The sequence below is a fragment of the Bacteroides sp. An51A genome, from assembly GCF_002161565.1.
In the GTDB taxonomy this organism is placed as follows: Bacteria; Bacteroidota; Bacteroidia; order Bacteroidales; family Bacteroidaceae; genus Phocaeicola; species Phocaeicola intestinalis.
This window is the reverse complement of sequence record NZ_NFIC01000002.1, coordinates 276,678-301,195: the sequence shown is the minus strand read 5'-3', so window position 1 is coordinate 301,195 and position 24,518 is coordinate 276,678. Positions and strand designations below refer to the sequence as shown.

The 24,518-nt window shown below is 44.1% G+C and carries 21 protein-coding genes and 1 tRNA gene; 5 read left to right on the top strand and 17 right to left on the bottom strand.

Annotation, left to right across the window (positions count from 1 at the left end; genetic code table 11):
* Nucleotides 1-96: 96 nt before the first annotated feature.
* From B5G04_RS04855 to B5G04_RS04810, 10 genes are all read right to left on the bottom strand, one after another.
* Entirely contained in the window at nt 97-393 is a 297-nt protein-coding gene (locus B5G04_RS04855) for a nucleotidyltransferase domain-containing protein (RefSeq protein ID WP_087396090.1), read from the bottom strand.
* 14 nt (nt 394-407) lie between these two features.
* A complete protein-coding gene (locus B5G04_RS04850; protein WP_087396088.1) occupies nt 408-1,004 on the bottom strand; it encodes a zeta toxin family protein in 597 nt (198 codons plus the stop codon).
* Nucleotides 1,005-1,006: 2 nt separating this feature from the next.
* The gene (locus B5G04_RS04845) at nt 1,007-1,288 is read right to left on the bottom strand and encodes a xenobiotic reductase B (RefSeq protein ID WP_087211849.1); all 282 of its coding nucleotides are present in this window, start codon (nt 1,286-1,288) and stop codon (nt 1,007-1,009) included.
* A 378-nt stretch (nt 1,289-1,666) separates the two neighbouring features.
* Complete coding sequence (locus tag B5G04_RS04840) at nt 1,667-2,014, bottom strand: hypothetical protein (RefSeq protein WP_225226232.1); 348 nt, start codon at nt 2,012-2,014, stop codon at nt 1,667-1,669.
* A gap of 34 nt (nt 2,015-2,048) precedes the next feature.
* Entirely contained in the window at nt 2,049-2,336 is a 288-nt protein-coding gene (locus B5G04_RS04835) for a hypothetical protein (protein ID WP_143269915.1), read from the bottom strand.
* A gap of 92 nt (nt 2,337-2,428) precedes the next feature.
* Entirely contained in the window at nt 2,429-4,189 is a 1,761-nt protein-coding gene (locus B5G04_RS04830) for a hypothetical protein (protein WP_087396086.1), read from the bottom strand.
* 68 nt (nt 4,190-4,257) lie between these two features.
* Entirely contained in the window at nt 4,258-4,665 is a 408-nt protein-coding gene (locus tag B5G04_RS04825) for a hypothetical protein (RefSeq protein WP_225226234.1), read from the bottom strand.
* A gap of 296 nt (nt 4,666-4,961) precedes the next feature.
* Nucleotides 4,962-5,957: a hypothetical protein gene (locus B5G04_RS04820; RefSeq protein WP_087396082.1), complete on the bottom strand. Its 996-nt coding sequence runs from the start codon at nt 5,955-5,957 to the stop codon at nt 4,962-4,964.
* 153 nt (nt 5,958-6,110) lie between these two features.
* On the bottom strand, nt 6,111-7,379 hold the full coding sequence (locus B5G04_RS04815; RefSeq protein ID WP_087396321.1) for a phage integrase SAM-like domain-containing protein: 1,269 nt from the start codon (nt 7,377-7,379) through the stop codon (nt 6,111-6,113).
* A 152-nt stretch (nt 7,380-7,531) separates the two neighbouring features.
* Nucleotides 7,532-7,605 (bottom strand) — tRNA-Ile (locus B5G04_RS04810).
* 159 nt (nt 7,606-7,764) lie between these two features.
* Between B5G04_RS04810 and B5G04_RS04805 the strand changes: the two genes are divergently transcribed.
* Both B5G04_RS04805 and ribF read left to right on the top strand, forming a co-directional pair.
* A complete protein-coding gene (locus B5G04_RS04805; RefSeq protein ID WP_087396080.1) occupies nt 7,765-10,410 on the top strand; it encodes a calcium-translocating P-type ATPase, PMCA-type in 2,646 nt (881 codons plus the stop codon).
* A 224-nt stretch (nt 10,411-10,634) separates the two neighbouring features.
* Nucleotides 10,635-11,555 carry a riboflavin biosynthesis protein RibF gene (ribF, locus tag B5G04_RS04800; protein ID WP_087396078.1) on the top strand — a complete coding sequence of 307 codons (921 nt, stop codon included), beginning with the start codon at nt 10,635-10,637 and terminating at the stop codon, nt 11,553-11,555.
* A gap of 414 nt (nt 11,556-11,969) precedes the next feature.
* Here the strand turns inward: ribF and B5G04_RS04795 are convergent, their stop codons facing one another.
* The 4 genes from B5G04_RS04795 to B5G04_RS04780 are packed head-to-tail and all read right to left on the bottom strand — an operon-like array spanning nt 11,970 to nt 18,412.
* Nucleotides 11,970-12,452, bottom strand: coding sequence for a hypothetical protein (locus tag B5G04_RS04795; RefSeq protein ID WP_022038630.1), 483 nt, complete (start codon nt 12,450-12,452; stop codon nt 11,970-11,972).
* Between the two features lie 57 nt (nt 12,453-12,509).
* A complete protein-coding gene (locus tag B5G04_RS04790; protein WP_022038629.1) occupies nt 12,510-13,715 on the bottom strand; it encodes a TlpA disulfide reductase family protein in 1,206 nt (401 codons plus the stop codon).
* A 28-nt stretch (nt 13,716-13,743) separates the two neighbouring features.
* The gene (locus B5G04_RS04785; RefSeq protein WP_022038628.1) at nt 13,744-15,144 is read right to left on the bottom strand and encodes a RagB/SusD family nutrient uptake outer membrane protein; all 1,401 of its coding nucleotides are present in this window, start codon (nt 15,142-15,144) and stop codon (nt 13,744-13,746) included.
* A 19-nt stretch (nt 15,145-15,163) separates the two neighbouring features.
* A complete protein-coding gene (locus tag B5G04_RS04780; protein WP_022038627.1) occupies nt 15,164-18,412 on the bottom strand; it encodes a TonB-dependent receptor in 3,249 nt (1,082 codons plus the stop codon).
* A gap of 1,017 nt (nt 18,413-19,429) precedes the next feature.
* On the opposite strand from B5G04_RS04780, the gene B5G04_RS04770 reads away from it, so the two are divergent.
* Together B5G04_RS04770 and B5G04_RS04765 are read left to right on the top strand one after the other, a co-directional pair.
* Nucleotides 19,430-20,512 (top strand): IS110 family transposase, encoded by a 1,083-nt coding sequence (locus B5G04_RS04770; RefSeq protein WP_087396076.1) that lies wholly within the window; start codon nt 19,430-19,432, stop codon nt 20,510-20,512.
* 501 nt (nt 20,513-21,013) lie between these two features.
* On the top strand, nt 21,014-21,787 hold the full coding sequence (locus B5G04_RS04765; protein WP_022040158.1) for an IS5 family transposase: 774 nt from the start codon (nt 21,014-21,016) through the stop codon (nt 21,785-21,787).
* Here the strand turns inward: B5G04_RS04765 and B5G04_RS19285 are convergent.
* Nucleotides 21,671-22,615 (bottom strand): hypothetical protein, encoded by a 945-nt coding sequence (locus B5G04_RS19285; RefSeq protein ID WP_143270428.1) that lies wholly within the window; start codon nt 22,613-22,615, stop codon nt 21,671-21,673. The genes B5G04_RS04765 and B5G04_RS19285 overlap by 117 nt on opposite strands.
* Before the next feature lie 243 nt (nt 22,616-22,858).
* On the opposite strand from B5G04_RS19285, the gene B5G04_RS04760 reads away from it, so the two are divergent.
* Entirely contained in the window at nt 22,859-23,374 is a 516-nt protein-coding gene (locus B5G04_RS04760; RefSeq protein WP_087396074.1) for a hypothetical protein, read from the top strand.
* 107 nt (nt 23,375-23,481) lie between these two features.
* Here the strand turns inward: B5G04_RS04760 and B5G04_RS04755 are convergent, their stop codons facing one another.
* Both B5G04_RS04755 and B5G04_RS04750 read right to left on the bottom strand, forming a co-directional pair.
* Entirely contained in the window at nt 23,482-24,021 is a 540-nt protein-coding gene (locus tag B5G04_RS04755; protein WP_087396072.1) for a hypothetical protein, read from the bottom strand.
* Between the two features lie 129 nt (nt 24,022-24,150).
* The gene (locus B5G04_RS04750; RefSeq protein ID WP_022040156.1) at nt 24,151-24,516 is read right to left on the bottom strand and encodes a helix-turn-helix domain-containing protein; all 366 of its coding nucleotides are present in this window, start codon (nt 24,514-24,516) and stop codon (nt 24,151-24,153) included.
* Nucleotides 24,517-24,518 lie beyond the last annotated feature (2 nt).

The following is a 24,518-nucleotide window of genomic DNA, read 5'->3' as shown; positions in this document are numbered from 1 at the left end:
AGGCTATATTTAGTAATTTGTTTACAACTATTCCTATATTGAGAGATAGTATAGTTTTTATGATAAGGTATTTGTTCCGGTAGGTGATTCCTGCTTTTATATCAGTATTCCCGTTTTGAGAATGTCTGCATAGAGAGGATTGTTGATGTCCTCTGTATGTAGGACTAGCTCTATAAGATTGCTTATCTTACGTTTCAGTTTCCACAGTAATGGAGTATCTTCAAAGTAATCATCGCTCATTCGTTCTACTAGAACAGCAATGTCAATGTCGCTGTCCTCTGTATGGTTGCCTTTGCTGTATGAGCCATAGAGGTAAAGAGCCTTTAAGGGCAACCGTTCTGCGACTGCCGCTTTATATCGCTGTGCCAATTTTATAGCTTGCTCTTTATCCATAGACAAAACTACCTTTATTTTAGTTTATCAAATGCTTCTGCAAAGAAACGGTTAAACCATTCGTAGCTCTGATTAGTGATTTCGTGTTTAGCTGATTTCTTGATATAGATTGCCACTATTTCTCCATAATTGGAGTTCCCGTCTACAAATGTGATATTGTCAAAAAGATGCAGATTTTCTTGTACACGCTTGATTCCCTCATAGAAGTTGTATTCTATGATTTCATTCGCAACATCGTGTCCTCCAAATAACTTTCTCTGCATCACCCTTGTTGTGCTTTCTTCCAAAGACCCTAAGCCGAAATATAAAAGCGAGATTTTATATCCGGCTTCCTTGAACTCCCCAATCATGTTCAAAATAAGGTCGTTGGAGAAGTTTGTTTCAAAAGCGAAGTCTTTATGCTGTGCAATGGCTTCATCTTTTTGCTTCTGCAATTCGCTTGCTACTGTACCACTTATCCAGCGTTCTATCCAATCAGGATGTTCCTTACGCAGATTGAGTGCAAGCAAATCACCATCAAAAGATTTGCAATGCAAATAATAAGGAGACAAACGGCTCTTACCAGCTCCGTTTGCACCTGCTATTACTGTAAATTCAGGACGTGTTTCCATTCCTATTTGTTTAACAGGTAAGCGTATCTGCCTTTCCCCTTGTCTGCAACTCTTGAAATAACCTTGTAGCTTCTTTCCTTACGGTTGAACTCTACCAAATCTTCACTACCGTCAGGATTAGCCAAATAGAAGTTGCCTTGCTTATCCCAAAATGGAATAGAAATGCCTTTTGCCCAGCCCTCCAAGTAAATGTGTTCCACTTCCTTGCGGACATTCTCATTCACTTCCTTGACGGTCTTTCCATTGGAGAGTTGAATGTTTTCTATTTCTGCATATTCGCACATAATAGTCTATGATTTGTTTTGAGCAAAGGTAGTGAATATTGTTGAATTATAGTACAATAAGCCACTGATAAATGCCTTTCAAGTATGATTTTTAGCAAGAGGACTATTTTCTACTCCGTCTTATAAATTGGATTCCGTTCAAAAAAAGTACCAGCTAAAAAGAAACGGCATCCATATTGAATAAATGCCATTTCTTCTTATCAAGTTTTTTAGAAGCCGAAGCCAATAGAAACAGACACACCATGAGGGTAAATATCCGTTTTATTTTGTTCTGACACCCATCCCATTTCATTTGGCTTTATCCAATCATCACAAGGGTTGGCATTGTAGGTATATCCAACTTTTAGAAACACAGATAATCCTTTATAGAAGTTCCAATTAACACCCACTCCCGGATTCATCAAGTAGGCTATATCCGATTTTTGCATCTATGAAGGGAGAAACTTTCTTCTTTAACATGGTGTAGTTAACATCTGCATATATGGGAATGGCAGTATAGCTATCTCCTAAACGTATTCCAGCACCTGCACCCACATAAAGGTATGGGTTAAATTGAAAACCATGTGTTGTGTAAATATCAGTGGTACTAAACAGTCCCATATCATCGGTATGCAGTGTTCTGCCACCCTCAATAGAGCCTTTATAAGTTTGCACATTGCTTGTTGTGGGAGCTATGCTCAATGTAATAAGAGCAAAGAGCAACCCCATAATTCTTAATGTTTTCATCTGTCTTTTGTTTTTATATTAAACGTATATCTTGTTACTCGTTTGTCACTCTTATATATTTCTCAATCTCTCCGCTTACAAGTTCGTCTATGCTGTCTGCATATATCCTTTGCCGTCTAAGTTGCTTTATAAGGCTGTCATTGGATAGTTTGAGTATCTTGAAATGCTGTTCTCCAAAGCCCTTATTATAGATAATCAACAAATCAGGCTTTATCAGGTGGTAGGTAAATTTACCCGTTTCAGGTGGGCAGTCAGCCTTACCGTTCTTGTAAAAACCAAGTGTGTCAAGAACATTAACATAACCATCAGCATATTCCACCATTTTCCATTTGCCAACTATCAAGCTGTCGATAGAAGCATAATTTATAGGTTGCTGTTTGTTTTTGCAACTATAAAAGAATGACAAAGTTATTCCTATAATTCTTCGACTTGGAAGAACTCACGAATCGTCTGTGCTGTAACCGTATCTTTGGGCGATATGTCAAGCATCTTATAAAGTCTGACTAATTCAGCCTTTATATATTTCAATGTATAGCATTTCCCTACTTGAAAGGAGTTCTTCAATAGTTGGACAAACTCAACACCTGTCGTCTTTTCCCGATAGCGTTTCAGTATCATGGCTTCTTTGATTTTCTTCGGTGAGTAATTGTTAATCTCTATCACTTCCTTTCCTACCGTTTCATAGGCTTCCACTATAAAAGGGTCAAGTCTGCGAAGTTCCCTTATGTGCGTTTGGACAATGGGAGAATCCATGTCGTTTTTCAAAGATTCAAGAATCTCCACCAACTTTTTACGGCTTTCCTTTATTGATGTATTCTTGTTCTCCAATGTCAACCGTTCCTTGTCGCCTAATGGATAAAATAGCGAATCGGATATTTCCGCTCTGAAATGGCTTGTCTTTCCATAGAGTGACATGAGCAAGTCAATGTTGTTGTATGAGGACTTAACCAATGCTTCATCCATATAGTTGTCAATGGCAAAATAATCAATCTTGCCGTTTTTCAGCATCTTGTTAAATGGCAATATATCCAACGCTGCCTTAAAAGCGTTTCTTGTTTCCAAAGAGGTTGTACAATCATATATCCGTTTTATCGTCATATATGCTTCTCTACTTGCTTTTAGATATTCTACTATGCCGGACTTTGTTCTAACAGGGTAGCTTTCATTGGTGTTCACGATATGGTGTATGGTGGAAACTCCACCCCTAAACCGTCCGATTACCTGTACCGCATCCGTGCAAGGGTCTATCATAATATATTCAGCAAAGTAAGGCTCTGTCACAAAGGCAACATCAGGTTTCTCGTCAAGTTCTATATCCAATGCACTGTAAAAACGGCTTGTAAAGAACATATAAGGCTTCTTGTGCTTGTCGTTCCAATTATCATAAGCTCGGTTGAATCCGCTTCGTTTCAGTTTATCCACGCTCTTTGCGGAACAAAACACCACACTGTCCTCAATGATATTCAGCTTATTCATAAGTTGAAGAATCATGTCTGTGCTGTTGATGAAAAAGCAAATGCTTCTCGGTTCTTCCTGTACCTGTTGAATTTGGGGCAGGGTCACTTTCAACGCTTCAAGCACGTTGTTTGTATGGACTATGTTCATTGCTTTGGTATAATCATAATCGGGCTTGACTTCTACAAGTATAAAATTTTGTTCTTCAAAACGTAGGTCAGAGGGAATAATCGGGGTTGCTGACACCATAGCTTTCCCGTCAAAATGAAAGAAATCGTCTATTGGCAAAGTTATATCCTCCCGATAATCGTTGTCCTTGACAAGTTTGTGGCACTCATCCAACAACATGAAGCACATTGTGTACATATTCAGTTCCAAGTATTCAAAGGCTTGCTTGACCTTGTAGAAACTTTCGGGTGTACATAGTATCTTAATGAGTTTACCATTGGCAATGGTGTCTTCAAGATATGCAATCACATCATCTACCGTGACTTTCTGCATTACCCCGAAAAGGTTGTCTTTCTTGTGTTTCGGGTCTTTACATTTGCCCACAATGGGCGGTTGGTTTAACTCTATAATAATAGAATGGCGTTCAGCCTTGATTTCTGAATAAGTAGCTCCCAATCCTGTAAGCGTCTTACAAAGAATAGTATTTGTTTCAATCGTGTAAATATCAGACAAGCGTTGCCCTTTATTTATTGGTAAGATTATATTTATCATAATTCGAGTGTTTTTTAAGAGAGTGGAGAGCTTTTGGTTGCTCCCCAACTCTCGGTTGGTAATAATGCCTATCTAATCAATCCTCTTTCTCGCAAATAGCTTGTGATTTCCTCGTCACGCTCCATAAAGAAAAGGATAGTTCCGTAACGGAAGTTGGCTACTCCCGTAAGTTTGCCTGTCCTGTCCCGAAATTCAGGGGTAAACTGAATGTTTCCTATTCCGTTTTCCACAAACAGTTTCAACATATCCTTGCGGAACTTGTTAGCGTCTGTTTCTTCGGACTTGGCTACCGCATCGGGCTTCACGTTGAAGTCCTCGGTTTCACCTTTCAATAGATAGTTCATCACCCATGCAAATGCTTCTTGGTTGATTTGATAGGCAAAGTTCTTGGTTGTCTTGCTTTCCACTCTAATTGCTTCATAGCCGTATCGGTCTATGGTGAAGTAGAGGGATAATCTTTCATTGCGATTCATCATCGCTTTTAACTCGGTGTGAGCTGCCGTATTATTATATGACTGCTCAACTTGTTGCATAATGCCAGCAAATGTAAAACTCATGTTGTTCAATTTTGTACTTTTAACTCTTGCGACCTACCCACTTAAAGCTATGCTGCATCTCGCTTTTCGTATCGGATTGCGTTGCAAAGGTCGGTATTATTCTTGGGGAACATTGGTAAGTAATTAAAGCTGTTTTTAGAGAGTTTTTTACTAAACAAAAAGGGTGTGTCTATTCGGACACACCCTCTAAAAATCATATCGAATGAAAAGGCTTGCTAATAATATCTTGATGAATCTGTATTATTGGGAGAGGTCTTATATTGCTTTGCTTTGATTATATCGTCAATCGAATCATATTGCATGAGATAATTTTTTAACGACACGCGAATTCTCTCCCCATCCATATAATCCAAAAAGCTTTCTTTTTCCTTGTACTCAATTAAATTGAGCCTGTTCAACAAGTCTGCGATAATCCTGCCTTGTTTTTTGGTTACAGATTTTTCAGTCTTGGACTTGCAGTTAGGTATATCTTGCAGCAAGTGATAAGTTCCCCACATAAATCTTATTGCGTTCACATTCATTTTAGCCCCAACAGTTTTTCCATAAATGGCATATAATTCCTGCTCGGCTTCTTTTACGCTTTTTACACCAAGATATTTTTCAAGATAACGGTCAAGTGCTTCCTGAAACCACGGTGTCTGCTCGTCTATCTTTATAGGGCTTAAATCACCAAATGATATTCTGCATTGTTTGTGGTATTTCTTGACTTTATCATTCAGACTATCGTTGTGGTGCAAGCCTATGTATAGTTTCAACATATCAGGACGGATGGCATGGATGTATTCTTGATATTCGTAATTCATATCTTCCAGTGTGGATTCCGTTGTTTCCAATTTATTTCTCATTAATAGGGCACAGGCATAGAGCAAGACTTGGTAAACTTCGTCTTTCTCTGTAATTTCAAGTTGGTTTTTCTCGCAGAAATCCTCTATGGTAAGCAAATAGGTATCTGTTGATATTCTCATAAGCAATTCTTCTTTTGCTAACGCTTCAAAATGCGCTTCTGCGTAAGCATTGACATCATAATGCCCTTTTTCATTCATGTATCTTTCTTTGTTGGAAGATTCATCTAACTTTATGCTTGCATAGTTACCAAAAAGTTCTTGTATGTACGGATTGTTTCTATCTATTCCAAACCATTTCTTTAATCGAGGTTCAAGACGTATGAATTCCTCCATTGTGAACAGTAGTCTTAAATAATCTCTTTCCATATTTTATGTTATTCATTATAGGGCAAAGTTACAAATAATCCCGCCTATCGTTCTGATAAACAGGATTATTTTTATTAAAGTAGTGATTTCATCGCTTCATCAATCTGCTCATTGTCAAAGCTGTCAAGATAGATTTGCGTCACTCTTTCAGAACTATTTACCAAACACATATCTCACCACCTTATCATTAGCTTTATTCTCATTCACAAAATCACGCTCTATATAAATATCGGTCACTTTCATAGAATCGTCAATGTGGTTCAAAGCTGCATGAACTACATATTTATCAATGCCAACTTTGTTCAAGGCAATGGTAGCCCAGCTATGGCGCGCAGCATAATATTCCAAATCATCCACTTCTAATATAGCACCAATCTCTTTTAGTCCATAGTTGATAGCTTTGTTGAAGCCTTTTTCATCTGCATAGTATTGATAGAAGTTGAATAACCGCTTACCTGTCTTGTCTTTGTACTTCTCTATTAAAGGCAAAATTATTTGAGGAACATCTACTACCATCTTCGCATTATCCAATCTGCGGTCTTTCGTTTTGGTTCTATAATAGGTGATAGTGTTATTCTTCATTTCTGTGGCATTATAGAGGTCTGCTGAATTGATACCCATTAAACAAAATGAGAGAATAAAGCAATCTTTCGCCAGATTATAGCGGCAAGTGGCTTTATAGCCTTTCTTCATGTCTTTATAAGGCAACTTCCATATCTTCTTTATGATGTCTGTGGATATGGCTCTTTTGCGTGTGGCTTCTTGTTTGGGTATGGCAAAGTCCTCAAAAGGTGAGTGGGGTATCAGAATCAGGTTCTTGTCTTTTTTGTTGTACTTCTTTTTAGCTTCATTAAATAGTTTCTTTATGCTCACCAAATAAAGGGACAAAGAACGGTTAGAGGGAACACGCTTACCTTGTGCTATCAGCTTCTTAGTTCTTGCTTCACGTTCTTTATTTAGAAACGCTTTGAAATTCTCCAAGAAATCAAGGGTTATCAGATTCACGTCCAATTCTTCTTTACCAATGAAGCGGATTAGCGCATTAAGGGCAGAAGTGTAATTGGGTGCTCCTTTGATAGTGGTTGAGGCTATCCATTCACGGCTGAACTTTATAAAGTCAATAGTTTGCTGCTTCTGACGTTCACCGTCCAAATAGTCCATTACTTCATCAAGTGTATAATGGTTTAGTTCAATTTGTAGCTTGGCACACTTCTCCTGATAACTGCGAATCAGGCTATCCACTTCTTGCCTGATAGATGATGTCTGTTTGATTTTCAAGTCTTTAGTTAAGTCTTTGTTGGTGACAAACAAACTCGTTGACAAACGCTTTACTTTCCGGTCAAGGGTAAACCGTAGCTTGACATTGTACGTTCCATCCAACTTCTGTTCTTGCTTCTTGATTTCTGCTTTGATAGTCAGCATCTTGCACATCTTTTAATTAGTCAACAATTAGTCAACAAATGATGTGAAAGGCACAGATAACTGTATGTTTAAGATTGCCACAGGAGCATAAAGAGGGCAAAAAGAAAAGCGTTAACTGCTTGATTTCGTGCAATTAACGCTTTGTTTTCGAGTGGACCAGCCAGGGCTTGAACCTGGGACCTCCAGATTATGAGTCTGTTGCTCTAACCAACTGAGCTACAAGTCCTATTAGAAGTATCCCTTAAAAACTGGTGCAAAAGTAATTGTTTTGACTGACTTTTGCAATACTTAAGCGGTTTTTTTGCAAAAAAAAACTAATCACGAGCAATGCTTCCAATATATATTGTATTTTTGCGGCACTTAAATTAACTAATAAACAGGCATTATGTCACAAAAAACTAATGAACCGCACCTGACTGGATTGTCTGATCAGGAAGTTCTCTCCAGTCGTGAGAAGTATGGAGTCAATCTTCTAACTCCTCCCAAACGACCATCTATGTGGAAACTGTATCTGGAAAAATTCCAAGACCCTGTTATCCGGGTGTTGTTGGTCGCTGCAGTCTTTTCACTTATCATTTCTATTATTGAGAATGAATATGCCGAAACCATTGGCATTTTCTTTGCTATCTTTTTGGCTACAGGCATCGGATTCTATTTCGAATACGATGCGAACAAAAAGTTCGACCTGCTGAATGCAGTGGGCGAAGAAACTCCTGTTACGGTTATCCGAAACGGGAAGGTACACGAGATTCCTCGCAAAGATGTGGTGGTAGGTGATATCGTCATTCTGAACACGGGTGAAGAAGTGCCAGCCGACGGTATCTTGCTGGAAGCCGTATCGCTTCAGGTGAATGAATCGAGCTTGACCGGAGAATTGATGGTGAACAAGACAACGGTGGAAGCCGACTTTGACGAGGAAGCCACCTATCCATCGAACAGCGTGATGCGCGGCACGACCATTACCGACGGTCACGGCATGATGCGAGTAGAGCGCGTGGGCGATGCTACCGAAATCGGCAAAGTAGCCCGTCAGGCTACGGAGCAAAGCCAAGAGCAGACTCCGCTGAACATCCAGTTGACCAAACTTGCCGACCTTATCGGGAAAGTCGGATTTACGATTGCTGCCCTTACCTTTATTATATTTACCTCGAAAGATCTGTATGCTTACTTGCAGGTGAATACAATAAGCGATTGGCATCAATGGCTTGACATCGCCCGCATTGTATTGAAATACTTCATGATGGCGGTTACCTTGATTGTTGTGGCTGTTCCCGAAGGCTTGCCGATGAGTGTTACGCTTAGTCTTGCCTTGAATATGCGCCGGATGTTGAAAACCAATAACCTGGTGCGGAAGATGCATGCTTGCGAAACAATGGGTGCCATTACCGTAATTTGTACGGATAAGACCGGTACACTGACACAGAATCTGATGCAGGTATATGACGCAAAACTGGATGAAAGCCAACCCGACCTGATAGCAGAAGGCATTGCGGCAAACTCTACCGCTTTCCTTGAAGAGAAAGCGGCAGGTGAAAAGCCGTCGGGTGTAGGAAATCCAACTGAAGTGGCACTGCTGCTTTGGCTCAACGGCAAGGGTAAGAATTATGAAACGCTGCGGGCAGGTGCTAAAGTGGTGAACCAACTTACGTTCTCCACCGAACGCAAGTATATGGCTACGCTGGTAGATTCGCCTATCCAGCAAAAGCGGATACTTTACGTGAAAGGTGCGCCTGAAATCGTGATGGGAAAATGCAACGTAAGCAAGGAACAGGTAGATGCCAATAATGAGCAGCTGCTTGCTTACCAGAACAAGGCAATGCGTACCTTGGGGCTTGCCTATAAGATAGTGCCCACGGATGCATCGACCGATTGTGCCGAATTGGTAAACGAGGGCGGATTGACCTTTTTGGGCATCTTTGCCATCAGTGACCCGATTCGTCCCGATGTGCCTGATGCCGTAAAGAAATGCCAGTCGGCAGGCATCAGCGTGAAGATTGTGACCGGCGATACACCGGGAACAGCTACCGAGATTGCCCGTCAGATAGGTTTGTGGAAACCCGAAGATACCGAACGCAACCGTATTACGGGTGTGGAGTTTGCCGCTTTGAGCGATGAAGAAGCACTCGACCGTGTGCTCGACTTGAAAGTGATGAGCCGTGCCCGCCCGATGGACAAGCAACGATTGGTGCAACTCCTGCAGCAGAAAGGTGCTGTAGTGGCTGTAACAGGCGACGGGACCAACGATGCCCCGGCATTGAACCACGCACAGGTAGGACTTTCGATGGGTACGGGTACATCGGTGGCTAAAGAGGCGAGCGACATCACCTTGCTCGATGATTCCTTCCATAGCATTGCCACCGCCGTGATGTGGGGACGCTCCTTGTATAAGAATATCCAGCGTTTCATCGTATTCCAGCTGACCATTAATGTAGTAGCTTTGCTGAGCGTATTGTTAGGCGCATTCTTCGGCACTTCCCTTCCGCTTACGGTGACGCAGATGCTTTGGGTGAACTTGATTATGGACACCTTCGCCGCCATGGCACTGGCATCTATTTCGCCCAGCATGGACGTGATGAACGAGAAACCTCGTAAACGTACCGACTTCATCATCACGCCGGCGATGCGCAACAACATCTTTGGCGTAGGGTTGGGATTCCTCGTCATCCTGATGGGTATGTTGGCTTATTTCAAGGGATTACCCGAAGGCTTGCTTCCCAACGGCGAAATGAACGTGCACTACCTTACCGTATTCTTCACGGTATTCGTCATGCTCCAGTTCTGGAATCTGTTCAATGCCAGCGTATTCGGAACCAACCATTCCATCTTCCGTGACGCCAGCCACGCATTGGGTATGCTGAGTGTGGCATTGATTATCCTGGTCGGACAGTTCATCATCGTCACCTTCGGCGGCAAAGTGTTCCGCACCGAACCGCTTCCGCTTATGGAATGGCTTTATATCATCGGCGGCACGTCGTTCGTATTATGGATTGGCGAGATTTGGCGAGGCATCAAGCGTTTGTCTAAGAACTGATAAGTAAGTGTGCAAAATTAAATGATATTACCAGAAACACAGATCTTCACGGATTTTCGCAGATTCTTTTAATTTACGATTTGACAATTTACTATCTACTATTTGAACTTTAAATCGTACTTCGTAAATCGAAAAATAGTAAATTAAAAGAATCCGCGAAAATCTGCGTTAATCTGCGTTTCTGAGCCGACCACATTATATAAACTAATTCTCAACATCTACTTATGGAAATAATCAGTGCCGAAAGCCCATTTGCGTTTCCGCCTTGCGCAGCCACTATCGGGTGCTTCGACGGTGTGCATCGCGGACATCGATACTTGATAGAGCAAGTGCACCGCGAGGCCCAAGCCAGAGGATTGCAGAGCACGCTGGTTACTTTCCCTGTCCATCCCCGGCAGGTCATGCAAAGCAGTTATTGTCCGCAATGGCTCACTTGCCTTCCTCAGAAAAAAGATTTGTTACAGCAAGAGGATGCCGATTATTGCATCCTTTTGCCGTTTACGCACGAATTGTCACTGCTTTCAGCACGCCGGTTTATGGAACTGCTGCACGTCCGTTTCAACGTACAGGCACTGGTTATCGGTTACGACCACCGCTTCGGGCACAACCGGAGCGAAGGCTTCGAGGACTATTGCTGCTATGGGAAAGAGTTGGGTATGGAGGTAATCCATGCCCAAGCGTTGGAAGAAGACGGTCTGTCCATCAGCTCCAGCCTCATCCGCAACCTATTGAAAGAAGGCGATGTGGCGCGTGCCAACCGCTATTTGGGCTATCGTTATTACCTGGACGGGCAGGTGGTAAGCGGCTATCAGGTGGGGCGCAAACTGGGCTTCCCTACCGCCAACCTCCAACCGTCCTGCCCCGACAAGCTGGTACCGAAAGAAGGAGTCTATGCCGTTTACGCGTATGTGGAGGGGAAACGCTACGCCGGCATGCTGAACATCGGCAGCCGCCCCACGATAGGCAACGGCACCGAGCGGAGTATCGAGGTGCACCTCATCGGCTTCGAAGGCAACCTGTACCAGCACGCTCTTCGGGTAGAGTTCATGCAATACATCCGTGAGGAACAGAAGTTCGAAGGCATCGAGGCATTGATAGCCCAGTTGAACCGGGACAAGGAAGAAATCGCCCGGTTTCTGAAATAATAGTCGAAACGGATATGCAGCTTTCCAGTTTCCTGCGAATAGCCCAGGCTTTGCAGATAGACTTCACTCCGGTCTTTATATGACAGAAGTGAACAGCATATCTCGCTTTTTTATGGAAATCACTGCTCCGTCCGACGCATCTCAGTCCTCCTAAAATCCTAATAAGGCAGGACTGCAGTCCTAATAGGGGTAAGACTGCAGTCCTAGGCTGTCAAGACAGCAGTCCTACTCTGCTAGGAGTGAGGACACAAGCAGATGTATATACACAATCATCTAAGGTGATATATTGTTGGCTGCCTTTTGCTTCGTAAAGATAGTTAGCATAATCGGCGGATTAGGCAACGGTTTGGCGGTCGGATTATCAGGCAAAAACAAATCCGCAGGAGCCGGAAACGGGGCTGCTGCGGATTCGGTTTAGAGTTCGAAGATAACATAGCAGGGCTTGCGGTCGATTGCGAAAAGAATCTTATACAATCCCTTTTTTACCGAAGAGGCGGAATAATTGTAGAGCGGAATTTCCGTCGTGTAATCCACTCCGGCGAAAAGATAAGAATCCCCCATAAGGATTTTGCGGAATGCTTCCCGCAGTTCGGGGGCAATCGTCTCCTCGGTGATGTCTTTCCATTGCCCGTCTTCGTAATAGTATAGCGCATATTCCTCTCGCCCGTGCGCCCATGGGTACACGGAACTCCGTGTCCAAATCACGTCATCAAGCGAATAGTTAAAGGTTACTTTCAGTACGACTTCGCACTTTACGTTCATCCCCTTCGGGAAACCGTATGCGCCGGGCTGCGGCACTTCGACCGTCTTCTTTTCTTCCGTCTCTTGTGCCTTGCCCCCGCAGCTGAGGAGGCAGAGGCACAAAAGTATTCCTAAGAGCCTGTTTTGAATTTCCACAAAAGGTTTTTCTTGGCCTGATGTATTCGTTTTCGTATATGCTTTGGGCGAGTTCTTTTAGTGTTGATAGGTTTCTTTCAGGAACTTGTCGAGTGCTGGACCTCGCATATTCACTTTATAGAAGCGGCCTTCCGGATCGAGTACGATGCAGGTCGGTACAGCAGTGATATTGTATTTCTTCACTGTGTTTCCCATAATGCCGTCGGCGATACGTGCCTGTGTCCACGACATATTTTCTTCTTTCAGTGCCTTTAGCCATTCTTCTCTTTTTTCGTCTACCGAAATGCTGATAATGGCAAAATCTTTGTATTGCTTGTTCACTTTTACCAAATGCGGGATTTCTGCCCGGCACGGACCGCACCAGCTTGCCCAAAAGTCCAGCAGTACATATTTGCCCGAAGGTATCAGTGACGCGAGTTTAACGCTCTTTCCATCGGGATTTTCTACATCGATGTCTATGTACTTATTACCTAAGGCAAGGGGGGTTATTACGTTCACCATGGAGTCCAGTTCAGCCAGTTGAGGAGTTCCTTGCCAAGCATCCGTTATCCAACTTTTCATTTCTGTAATTTCTTTTTCATTGAAATTGACGGTAAGCCCAGAGAATAAGGCTTTCAATTGGTCTAAAGCTACTACGGAAGAAGGGTTTTGTTGGATAAACGCTTTTACTTTTTGTATATATTGTTGTTGGTAGTCGGCTTGTTTTGTTACTAAGTTGATGCCAATATCGGTATAATCTTTTTTGTGTTCTCGGTCTGCCATCATCGGTTTAGTATATTCTTCGAGGAACTGGCGGTCGATGGCCTGCAAGGAATCGCTGTAAGGTTTCAGTGTTGTCAGCAGTTGTTGGTAGAGGTCTTGAGTGGCAGATCCTTTGATGACCGGTGGGATTACTTTACGGTCTGGAGTCCAATAAATACTGGGCAGGCAATCGAATTCGCCTTCGATGGTGATGGGCGAATTTTCCAAATAGAAATTGGTTACGAATACTTTTCCTCTTGGGCTTTCTTGAGGATTGGTACGTGTGTCTATGTACAAGGTATACATTTCCGGCTGGTTTATTTGTCCTTGTAGCCGGAATTTTCCATGTTCCATAACGGCACTGTCAATGCGCATCACTTCGAAAGGGAGTTGTTTTTGCAGGTAAACCTTGCCTTCGGGAATGCTGTCGCCCGTCAAGGTTCCTTTGATGGTATATCCTTTTTCTTGGGGTTGGCAAGCTGCCAGTGTGGCAAGTGCTGCCAGTAAACATAATTTTTTCATAAGAATGTTGTTTGGATGGTTTTTACTATTAATTCAGGGTGTATGAAGGGTTTTGTTCCAGTAGCTTGTTTCCGCTTAGGGCCGACCGGGGAATAGGCAAATTGAGATGTGCCATTGAATGCACATATCCCAAGCTTACGAAGTCGGTACCGTCCAGTTGTGAATATCGTACCATATCATACCACTCTTCGTAGTTCTCGGCACTCAATTCCAGGTATTTGTGCCGGAAGATAGCAAGCAGCAGATCGTTGTCGGCTATTGTGTCTACATAGCCTGCGGCATATCCGGCACGGTCGGTTAGGGGTTTCAGCGCCATACGGGCCGCTGCATATTGCCCGTTTCTGGCTTCTGCCTCAGCTTTTATTAAATATACTTCGGCAAGGCGCATCAGGTAGTATGTATTATTGTCGCCGGTAGCCGCGTCGTTCAGTACGTATTTTTGCAGAAGGTTTCCCGCTTCGGTGCTTAGGTAGGTTTGTGTATAGCGCGGGTCATTGCCAGTAGGGTCTAATTCTTCGGCAATCAGCTTAATGGTAGTGCCGAAGCCGCGCATAGCGGCGTCTGTCACTTTGGAGCCATATATTTGTTCCTGTGGATACGATACGTAGGGTGCCATCAGCAATTCGTGTGAACTGAATCCTTGAGAAAAAATGTTCAAGTAATTGCTTTCTAATGCCATGCCGCTTCCCAAGGCTTCGTCGATGGTGGCTTGTGCGGTCTGTGCCGCTTCCGCATACCGGTTCAGGTAGAGCAATACGCGTGCCTTCAGGGCGTTTACGGTAATTTTGTTCACCTTATAAGCCATGCCGGCGTAAGCCGGAGCTTGTTCGGCTTGTTTCAAGTCAGACAAGATTTGGCTGTAACATTCGGCTACGGTAGAGCGTCCTTTTGCTTCGCTGTTGTCGCGTACCGGTTCGTTGTATAAGATGATGCCGTATTCGGATTTTTGGTCCCAAAATTCTCCGAAGGCACGTAGCAACATAACTTCGGCAAAAGCCTTGTGGAAATAGGCTTCGCCCAGAATTTCCGATTTTCGTGTATCGGAAAGTCCTTGCGGCCGCTTGTTTTCCAGTTGTACGATGAGGGAGTTTGCCTGGTTGATGATGCTATAAAGTACAGTATAATAATTGAGCACGGCATTGTTTTCTATTCTCACGTCATTATTGGCAAAGTTAGTAGAACCTTCTACGTCCGAGTTGAGCAACGTGCCTGTCAAGATAAACATTGCGGGGCGCAAAGAGGCGAACTCTCGTTGGCGGTAGTATTGGTAGATGCCGTTCAGCAAGTATTCGGCAGAGTTGGCGTCGGTGATGACGTTGTCGTCTGTCAGTACATAGTCGGGATGTATATCGTCTACTGGCCCCAGCAGGTTACATGCCGAAAAGGAGACTCCTGCAAGCAAGGTATAAATAAGGTGTTTGATTTGCATATTGATGTTTGTTTTAGGGTTAGAATTGAAGTTTTACGCCTATCGAGAAAGTTTTCGATAAGGGATAGGAATCGTAGTTGGTACCCATAAGTGTGGTGCCCGAACCTACCGATTCCGGATCAAGTCCCGGCCAGCCGCTTACGGTGAATAAGTTAGTAGCAACGGCATAGACGGAAGCTCCGGCGATGTGTAGTTTGGAGAGCCACGGCTTAGGGAGATTGTATGAAAGGGTGATGTTTTTCATCCTGAGATACGAAGTGCTGAATACATATCGGTCCAACAGGGAAGTATTGTAATTGTATATGCCATCGCCTATGCGAGCATACTTGGCGTCGCGGCGGTCGGGAGTCCAGAAATTGTCATACAGTTCGGGATTGATGCCTTTGCCTGCTATTCCTATCATATCGGCGGCAAGGTCATTGTATAAGGCTTCTCCTCCTTGTGAGAACTGCATCAAGATGGAGAGCGACCAGTTTTTGTAACTGAAGGTGTTGTTCCATCCGCCGAAGAAGTTTGGCTCAGGATTGGCTATTACGGTTTTGTCGCCGGTGGTCGAGAATACGCCATCGCCATCCAGGTCTTTCAGTAAATAGTCGCCTACACCTGTAGTAGCTTGGTATACTGTTCCTTCTCCATATCGGGCGGCAGCTTGCGCATTGAGCCGGTCCAGTTCGCTTTGGTCTTGCACGATGTGGTCTACTATGTATCCTTGTACTACCCCAACTGGCTTGCCTACCACGAAGTAGTCTTGCATATAGGTGTCTATCTGCGCGTTGTTCAGCTCTTCCACGCGGTTGCGGTTCAAAGACAAGTTGAGGATAGAACTCCAGTTGAAGTTGTTGGTGCGCACGATGTCGGCACCTAGTGACAATTCAAAGCCGCGGTTGCTCATGTCGATGATATTGTCGTAATAGGTATTCATGCCCGCTTCCCAGATGTGGGGCGCAGGAGCCAGCGCGCCATCGGTATAGCGGTAATACCAGTCAAGGCTTCCGTACAGCCGGTTATCGAATAAGCCGAAGTCCAACCCTACATTGACTTCACTGGTCTTTTCCCATCCGATGTTCCGGTTGGGGAGGGTGCCGTTCAGCACGATGGTGCTTCCGTTGCCGTAAGGATAGTCGCCATACGTATAATATTGCTTGTACACAAAGTCTGCCACGTTGGTCGAACCGGTCTGTCCCAGGCTGAGGCGGAACTTCAAATTGTTTATCTGCTTTTTGTTTTTGATAAAGTCCTCTTCGCTGATAATCCATCCGGCAGACAGGGCAGGGAAAAAGCCCCACTGGTTTTCGGGGCCGAATTTCGAAGAAGCATCCGCACGCATACTCAATTCTACCAAGTAACGTCCGTCATAGTCGTAATTTACGCGTCCGTATACCGAGTTCAGTCCGTTTTTGCTGGAGGTTTCGCTTTTGCCGTACAAAGTTTGGGCTGAACCTATGTTGTTCAGGTTTTCGTCGTCGGGGAATCCTTGGAAGGTAAACGAACGGCTATGTGCCTTGCTGCGTTCAGAGCCGTAGCCCAGCATTGCGCCGAAGAGGTGTTTACGGATATTGAGGCTGTAGTCCAAACGGAAATTCAATGACATTGTCGTGTATTTGCTGTCGCTGGTAAGCAGTGTCGATTCTAGCGGAAGCCCTAAGTTCGACATATCTATGCTTGCTACCTTTGGAGTGAAATATTCCGATTCGAAGGTATAGTTGGTCATGCTGAAGTCTGTACGGAATTTCAGCCCTTTCATCAGGTCGATTTCGGCGAAAAGGTTTCCTAAGAATTGATTGCTTGAGTAAGTGGTGCGGCGTTGCGTCAAGGCTACAGGGTTGGGCTCCAGTTGCAGTCCTGCCATGCCATACATTTCCAATCCAGTGTCAATGCGTGTGTAATTGCCGTCTTCATCGTATACAGTTATGTCGGGTCGTACCAGCCAAGGCTTGGTGTCGCTGCTTGCTGTGCCTAGCCCGTCGCTGGTGCTGCGTCGGTTGGTTTCCGAGTAGTTCATTACGCCGCCTATCCGTATGTGGTTGTTCAGGTCGGTATTGAGCGCAAGGCGTCCTCCGTAAGTTTCCAGGTTATCGTTGCGGTAAAGCCCTTGTTCGTTTTGGCCGTTAAGCGAGAGAGAATAATTGGTTTTAGCCGAGCCTCCGCGTATCGAAGCCGTATATTGGTGGGTCAGCGCGTTGCGATTCATCACTTCGTCGGTCCAGTTGGTATTTGCCGTGCCGAACATGGCTTGGTTCAGTCCGTGGTAGATGTACGAACCGTCTTCAGCATAGCTTACGTTTGCCAGGGCATCGATGGCGGCTGAGTAGCCGATGCCTTGATTCCAGGCATCAACGGCGTTGCGCAGGTTTTCGTCGGTATATTTCAGGAAGGCCTCGTTGCTCATGGTGTCAAACATTTTCGTGGGGTTGGCTATCGAAAGGGTATATCCTACCTCTACCGAAGGCTTGCTCTCTTTGCGTCCGTCTTTTGTCGTTACGATGATGACTCCGTTGGCTCCGCGTGAGCCATAGATGGCGGTGGCGGAAGCGTCTTTCAGCACATCAATGCTTTCGATGTCGTTGGGAGAAAGGTTTTGCAGGGGATTGATGCTGGTGCTTTCGGCAAACAGGGGCACGCCGTCGATTACGTAAAGCGGCGCATTGTTGTTGGTTCCTGTCTGCATATTGGGATAAGGGGCGGTGACGCCGCGCACGTTGATGGTGATGGAAGCGCCCGGTTCGCCGCTGTTTTGTGTGGCAAGCACACCTTTCACCATGCCGCCTCCCAGCAGGTCTTGGATGTTGTGTGATACGGGTGCCATCCGTTCGATATCTTCTTTCTTTACTGATGAAATAGAGCTGGTCAGACTTTTACGGTTTTTGCTTCCATATCCTATGACCACTACGTCTTCCAATGCCACATGGTCATCGCGCAAGGTTACGTTCAACTGGTGTTGCCCTTTATAGGCGATGTGCTGGGTTTGCATTCCGATGAAAGAGAATACCAAAGTAGCGTTGTGTTGTTCCTTTCCTATTTTTAGTTGGTAGCGTCCGTCAATGTCGGTGATGGTTCCTGTAACTGTCCCTTCTATCGACACCGATACGCCCGGCAAAGGTTCTCCGTGGCTGTCGGTCACAATTCCCGTCAATGTCGGCCCGTTTTGCCGGGCGTAGCTTGCCGACGGCATCTGGCTTTCTTGAGGCATATCCGTTCTTGCGGCATAAATGACGGTGCCGCTGCATAAAGCAAGAAATATGCACGCAAACGTTTTTCTTGTATTCATTTTTGTCTTTTTTTGAGGGTTAAATATAGTAATCCGTTGGCTGGCCTCGGGTACGAGGTTTTATCTTGATGTAAGTCTATCAGGCAGCAATTGGATTATGGTTTTACAAAATTTGCGAAAATTATTCATATTTGCAAATTTTGCTTTGATAATCTCTGAAAAATGAGGGGCATTCAAGATGGTTATCTAAGCAAATACGTCAAGACAAGAAGTCAGATAGTCCGCTATCCTCCTTATAAAATCAGAAAAACAATCTTCGAAAACAATTCTTAAAAAAAACTGAGCAAAATTCAAACAGGCTTTAATCGGGAGTGATAAAAAAGATATATTTGTTAATACAAGATAAGGAAAAGAATCTAATTATTAAAGCGTGTTATAAAGCATAAGATTTTTGTTCTTATCGCTTGCTATATTCCGGAAAGTCCGTACATTTGCAATGTGTTTTTCATAGTATTAGATTTAAGGTTAACAAAGGTTGGAGTACAGCGGTACTCCTTTTTTTATGCCCGCACGCTTCATTTGCCGGGCTTTTCCGGAGCGGTCTGTAAATCCGGTAAGGAGAATGGGTTGCCACATTCATTCTATATAACCGTATCGCCAACACGATTAGTAATCGTCAAGCTGCACGATTAGTAATCGTCAAGCTGCACGATTAGTAATCGTATCGGTATTGCAGTTATATGCCCAAACTCCAGTTTCAACAGTTTGTTTTATAGTAAAACAAAATTGGTTTGCGAAAAAATGGAACGCAGAGACGCAAAGACGTGGGGAAATAATTTAGAGAGAAGGCAAAGAACACGGAGCCAAATGTCACTCTCTGTGTGCTTTGCTCTTAAAAAAATAAACTTTGTGCTTCCGCGTCTCTGCGTTCCATTCCATTTTTCGTAATCCATTTTTGATAGACTATATCTGGCTATATAGTTCCTATGTTTGTAATGTGCTAGCAAAATAGCATAAAGCCAAGAGAATTATTAAATTTGTAAATGAAAGAAATAACTTAATAAAACCTATGACTTTATGCGTAAACAAAGTAACACATTAAATTTTGAAGGACAAAATATTTACGTAGGAATTGATGTGCATTTGAAGAGTTGGACAGTAAGTATCCTGAGCGGGCATCTCCACCACAAGACATTCGTTCAGCCCCCGAGTCCGGAAGCCCTGTCCTCTTATCTTCACTCTCATTTTCCCAACGGAAACTATCTGTCAGCCTATGAAGCCGGTTTCAGTGGCTTCTGGGCACATTATAAACTGGTTGCAATGGGAATACAGAATATAGTGGTTAATCCGGCGGATGTCTCCACCAGCCAGAAGGAACGTCTTCAGAAGACGGATGCAGTGGACAGCAGGAAAATAGCCAGGTCTCTGCGTAACAATGAACTGACAGCCATCCATGTCCCTTGCAGGGAGACATTGGAGGTCCGTACCCTTTTGCGCAGCCGTGACGCCCTTGTCCGTGACCTGGCAAGAATGAAACAGCGCGTCAAGGCATTCCTGTATTATTATGGGATTGACTATCCTAAAGAATTCCAGCACAGCGGCACCCACTGGTCACGCGCTTTCATGAACTGGCTGCGTAACGGTATCCGCATGGATACGGAGGAAGGGGGTGCCGGTCTTTCCCTTTTGCTGGATTCCGTAGAGTCACAGCGCAGGCTTCTTCTGGAAGCGACACGGAAGCTGAGGGCGCTTTCCCGTTCAGACGGATATGCCACCGACTACGAACTGCTACGTTCCGTCCCGGGCATAGGCATGATAACGGCTTTGTCTTTACTCGCCGAACTGGAAGATATACGGCGTTTCGCCAATTCGGACAGGCTTGCGGGGTATATCGGCCTTGTCCCCACTTCCCACTCCACGGGTGAGAAAGACAATAAGGGGGAGATGACCTTCCGGGGGCAAATGCAGTTAAGAAGCAAACTGATAGAATGCGCATGGTTCGCAGCCCGGATTGACCCGGCCTTGAACATGGCTTTTTCAAAGCTGACACGGCGGATGGAGCCTAACAAGGCCATTGTGCGGATAGCCCGAAAACTGTTGAACCGGATCTTTTATGTCTTGAAATATAAAAGGAGATATAAGAATGAGACAGTTGAATGACACGATGGACAACAACTATATGAATGACCGCTGACAGTTTCTTGCAGCCATCAGGTCTGCTTTCTTTAGAATGCGGCATTTTACTTTAATAGGACTGAAAAGGAACATGTGACCGGGAACTTCCCGGTTCACTGATAGAAGGTTGTCCATATAATAAGTTCCGGCAAGGAAAACGGCAGGTTTTCTTAGCCATGTAGCGATATCCGTAACACAAAGGGACAGGACCGATGTCCCATCCCTCAACAATGTTACGGCGTAACGCAGGGAGTCTATTGCTGGCAAGTTGCTCCTCAGCAGAGCTTGCGTCCTCTTCAACTCCTTGATTACAAAGCTAATGAAAACCTTTAATAAAATAAAAAAATTCTCTGGATATTTGGATTACAACATAGAAGAAACTGTTTTGAATTGATTCAAGAATAATGTTACAGTCTCCTTAAAATTTGAAATCAGCAAGCCAATTGGAAAAATGTTATATCTTTAAAGGTACCAAACTATAAAGTTATGACACACTATCCAACCGACCTGACTGAAAAACAGTGGCAAGTTATAAAAAATATTTTAGAGCCGCAAGCGAGGGACCGAAAACATTCGCTTAAAGAGATAATGAATGCAATCCTTTATATCAACAAGACCGGCTGCCAGTGGCGTATGCTTCCCTCTGACTTCGCCCCTTGGCAAACCGTCTATTGCTATTTCCGTAAATGGAAGCTTGAAGGCGTGTTTGAAGAGGTGATGGATACCTTGCACGCTTTCATCCGTAAACAGGCAGGGCATCAGGAAAGCCCCAGCCTTGGCATCATGGATTCCAGAAGTGTGAAGACTTCCCATCATGTTGATTCTGACCGCGGTATAGACGGGAACAAGAAAATCAAGGGGCGGAAAGAGCACATCATTGTCGATACGCTTGGGCTTCCGTTAGCCGTCGCAATCCATGAAGCCAACCTGCATGACAGCAAGGGTGCCCCACAAGCCATAGAAAAACTCGCTTATAAATTTCCGCGTTTGGTTAAAATCCTGGCAGATGGAGGCTACAGGGGAGGTTTGGTCGATTGGGTCAAGAAGAAATTCGGATGGATATTGGAGGTCGTACTCAGAGCGGATGAATGCCCATCCAAATTTCAGGTGCTGCCCAAACGATGGATTGTAGAACGCTCTTTCTCATGGCTGGAAAACTTCAGAAGGCTGACTATTGATTACGAGTTCCTTGCTGAAACTGCGGAAGCCATGGTACAGATCGCATTCATCCAAATCATGCTTAACAAATTTATCGAATGAAATCAAAACAGCTTCTAAAAACTTAATATCTAAAAACTTAATATCTTTCATAATGGAATTTTTTCTTATACTTCGGGCTGCATTAATTTGTGCATTTTGTATATGCCATGTAGTAGAGACGATGTGCACATCGTCTCTACAGAAACAGTGCGAAATGTTCAATGAAATGCACAAATTCATGTCGTACATGGTATAATTTCGGATGCCAAGGTGCAATTGGATATCAGCTCTATCTGCTTCAACGTTCTCTTTTAATATACTAATGGGCTGTTCGCCATGTACTGGTTTAAACCAGATGGCAGGGGAATCGGAGACATTTCTCTTGAACTCCTCAATTTTTGCAGGAGAATATTCCAGCAATCCTACTACTACAACGTTTGCCGAATCAAGCACATAGCAATAGATGAAATTGCTTGCCTTGTAATCTTTATTCTTTATCATGTGGTCGGTCAGTTCATCCATTACCTGATTCAGATAATTATAAGAAAATTTGCAAGGCTTGAAAACAAGGTTGCCGGCATTTTCCGTCATCGATTTTATCTGCGCTTGCCCGCTTTCGTTCGTAGCCAACACAACCAATTGTTTTTGGTCGTTAATGAAACATCCGCCATAGTAATCGGGATAGATAGAGGTTGCACCACGGGCGGCGGCCTGCTTGAACCCTGCTATCAGCTTCGCATGGGTTTCCAACGCTTTCTCTTCGGTATTCACTTGAAGAGCAGGTTCACTCTGAGCATTGACTTCTGTCAATACTTCGTTTTCTGAACACGATATCAATTCCATCGGAATCAGTACCAACAATCCGATTAAACAATAAATTCTTTTCATGATTATTGGTTTTTATATTAAACATTCTCAAAGATAGGCTTTTTCGTGATAGTCTGTTACATCTCCCGCCTTTTTAACTTCCTCTTTTAACAATGTGAACGACGTAAAACGTTTCATAGTATGTCGTTTTTTAATGAAACAATTAAATTAATACAAGATGACGTCATTTGCGTGGCAAGTTGGATGAAAAAGCAAAAGAATTTGATAGTTTTTATAGATTTGCCCGTGTAAAATTTTGTGCCTATGAAAACAATTCTCTTTTTATTATTATCGCTTGCCCTGTTTTCTTGCCAAGGAGGACACAAGCAGGACGTCAAATCCACTGAAGAAACAAAACATCAGATTGTGGATACTGCTTCAGTCTATTATATTAACCCTTTGCCCCTCTATTTCATTTTAGGAGGCGATACGGTATATACGCTTGTTGACGGCGGTCTTGTATTTCCCATACATACCTCTGCTCCCGATGATCCAGACTTGTTTATCAACTTGAATAATTATGTGAAGAAAAAGGTGGCAAACGCACATCTTGGCAAAGGGTCAGTAGATCTCGTTTTCATCATCGACAAGGAAGGGTATGTCCGGGACGTGACTATTGAAAAATCGGCGAAAGAAAGCGGTGCCAATCCCAATGTGGCTGCCCGTATGGATTCTATAGCCTGCAAAGTAATAGCCAATCTGCCCCGCTTCACCGCTCCGGCAACAAGAAAAGGTAAGTCTGTGAATTTCTTAAAGAGATGGACGGTACGGTTTGAGTGACTGAAGTTACCCGTTCTTGCAGATTTGCAATCCGGCAAACATCTAAGCTACTGCTTTCTGGTAGGTATCTGTTAAGCGGATTAAAATTGACTTCGTCGACCTTCGGTTCAGAGCTGGAAGACGATGTGGCAACGCCTGCCTGCCAGCAAGAAGGTGAGGCGGTACAGCCCTTTTTTCACCTTGCCTTCCGTGATGTTATAGAACGGGATGTCGAACCGGACCGGTTTGCCCGGACGGAGGATTTGCCAAGCTTCTATCTTTACCAGGTTGCTGGCTTCAAGCTCTTCTTCGGATTGCGGGTTTGCCTCCACGTAGTTTCTTTCTTTTTTCTTGTGTGCGGACGGGCGGGGCAGCTTCATTTGTCCGGTCACTTCTTTCCACCCTTCGTTGTCTTGATAATAAATATAGCAAGGGTACTTCGGCAGGTAGTCGTGCATCAGCAGCGTGCAATCCTTTTCCGACTGATTGACCATCGCCACAATTACCATCGTGTCCTCCGGGCTGACGCGCCACGCCACCTTTATCCATTCTGGAAAGCCGGACGCGCCAAGGGGGTATGCCTCGGCTGTCTTTGCTTTCTTGCTTCCGCAGCTGAGGAAGCAGAAGCAGAGCAGAAGGAACAGTCCTTTAAAAGCGTTTGTTTTCATAGGAATAAGCTTTATGTGTTGAATGTCCTCGAAAGATAGGCTTTTTCGGGATAGTCATCTTCCGCCTTTTTAACTTCCTATTTTAACATTATGAACGGATCGCCTGTCCGTGCCGGGGCATCTCTTGCGTCACACACCTAATACGATGTTTGCATCAATGCTTAATTTCCGGCTTATCTCACGGGCTACTTTCAGTGTAGGTTCGCATTTCCCGGAGATGTAATCGCTTAGACGTGAAGGGCTGACGCCAATCAGTTTAGCCAAAGACTTCTGGTTCAACCCCATTTCGTACATACGGAGTTTGAGGATGTCGACAAGCGTAGGTTCTCCCAATGCGAAATGCTCTTCCGAATAGTCAGCAACAAGGTTGGACAGCAATTCCAATTCGATGCTGCTAGGGTCATCGAGAGGCGTCTCGTCCGTAACCAACGGAAGAAGTTCCTCGACTCTTTTTACAGCCCAATCGTATTGAGCTTTTGTTTCTATCTTTGTCATAA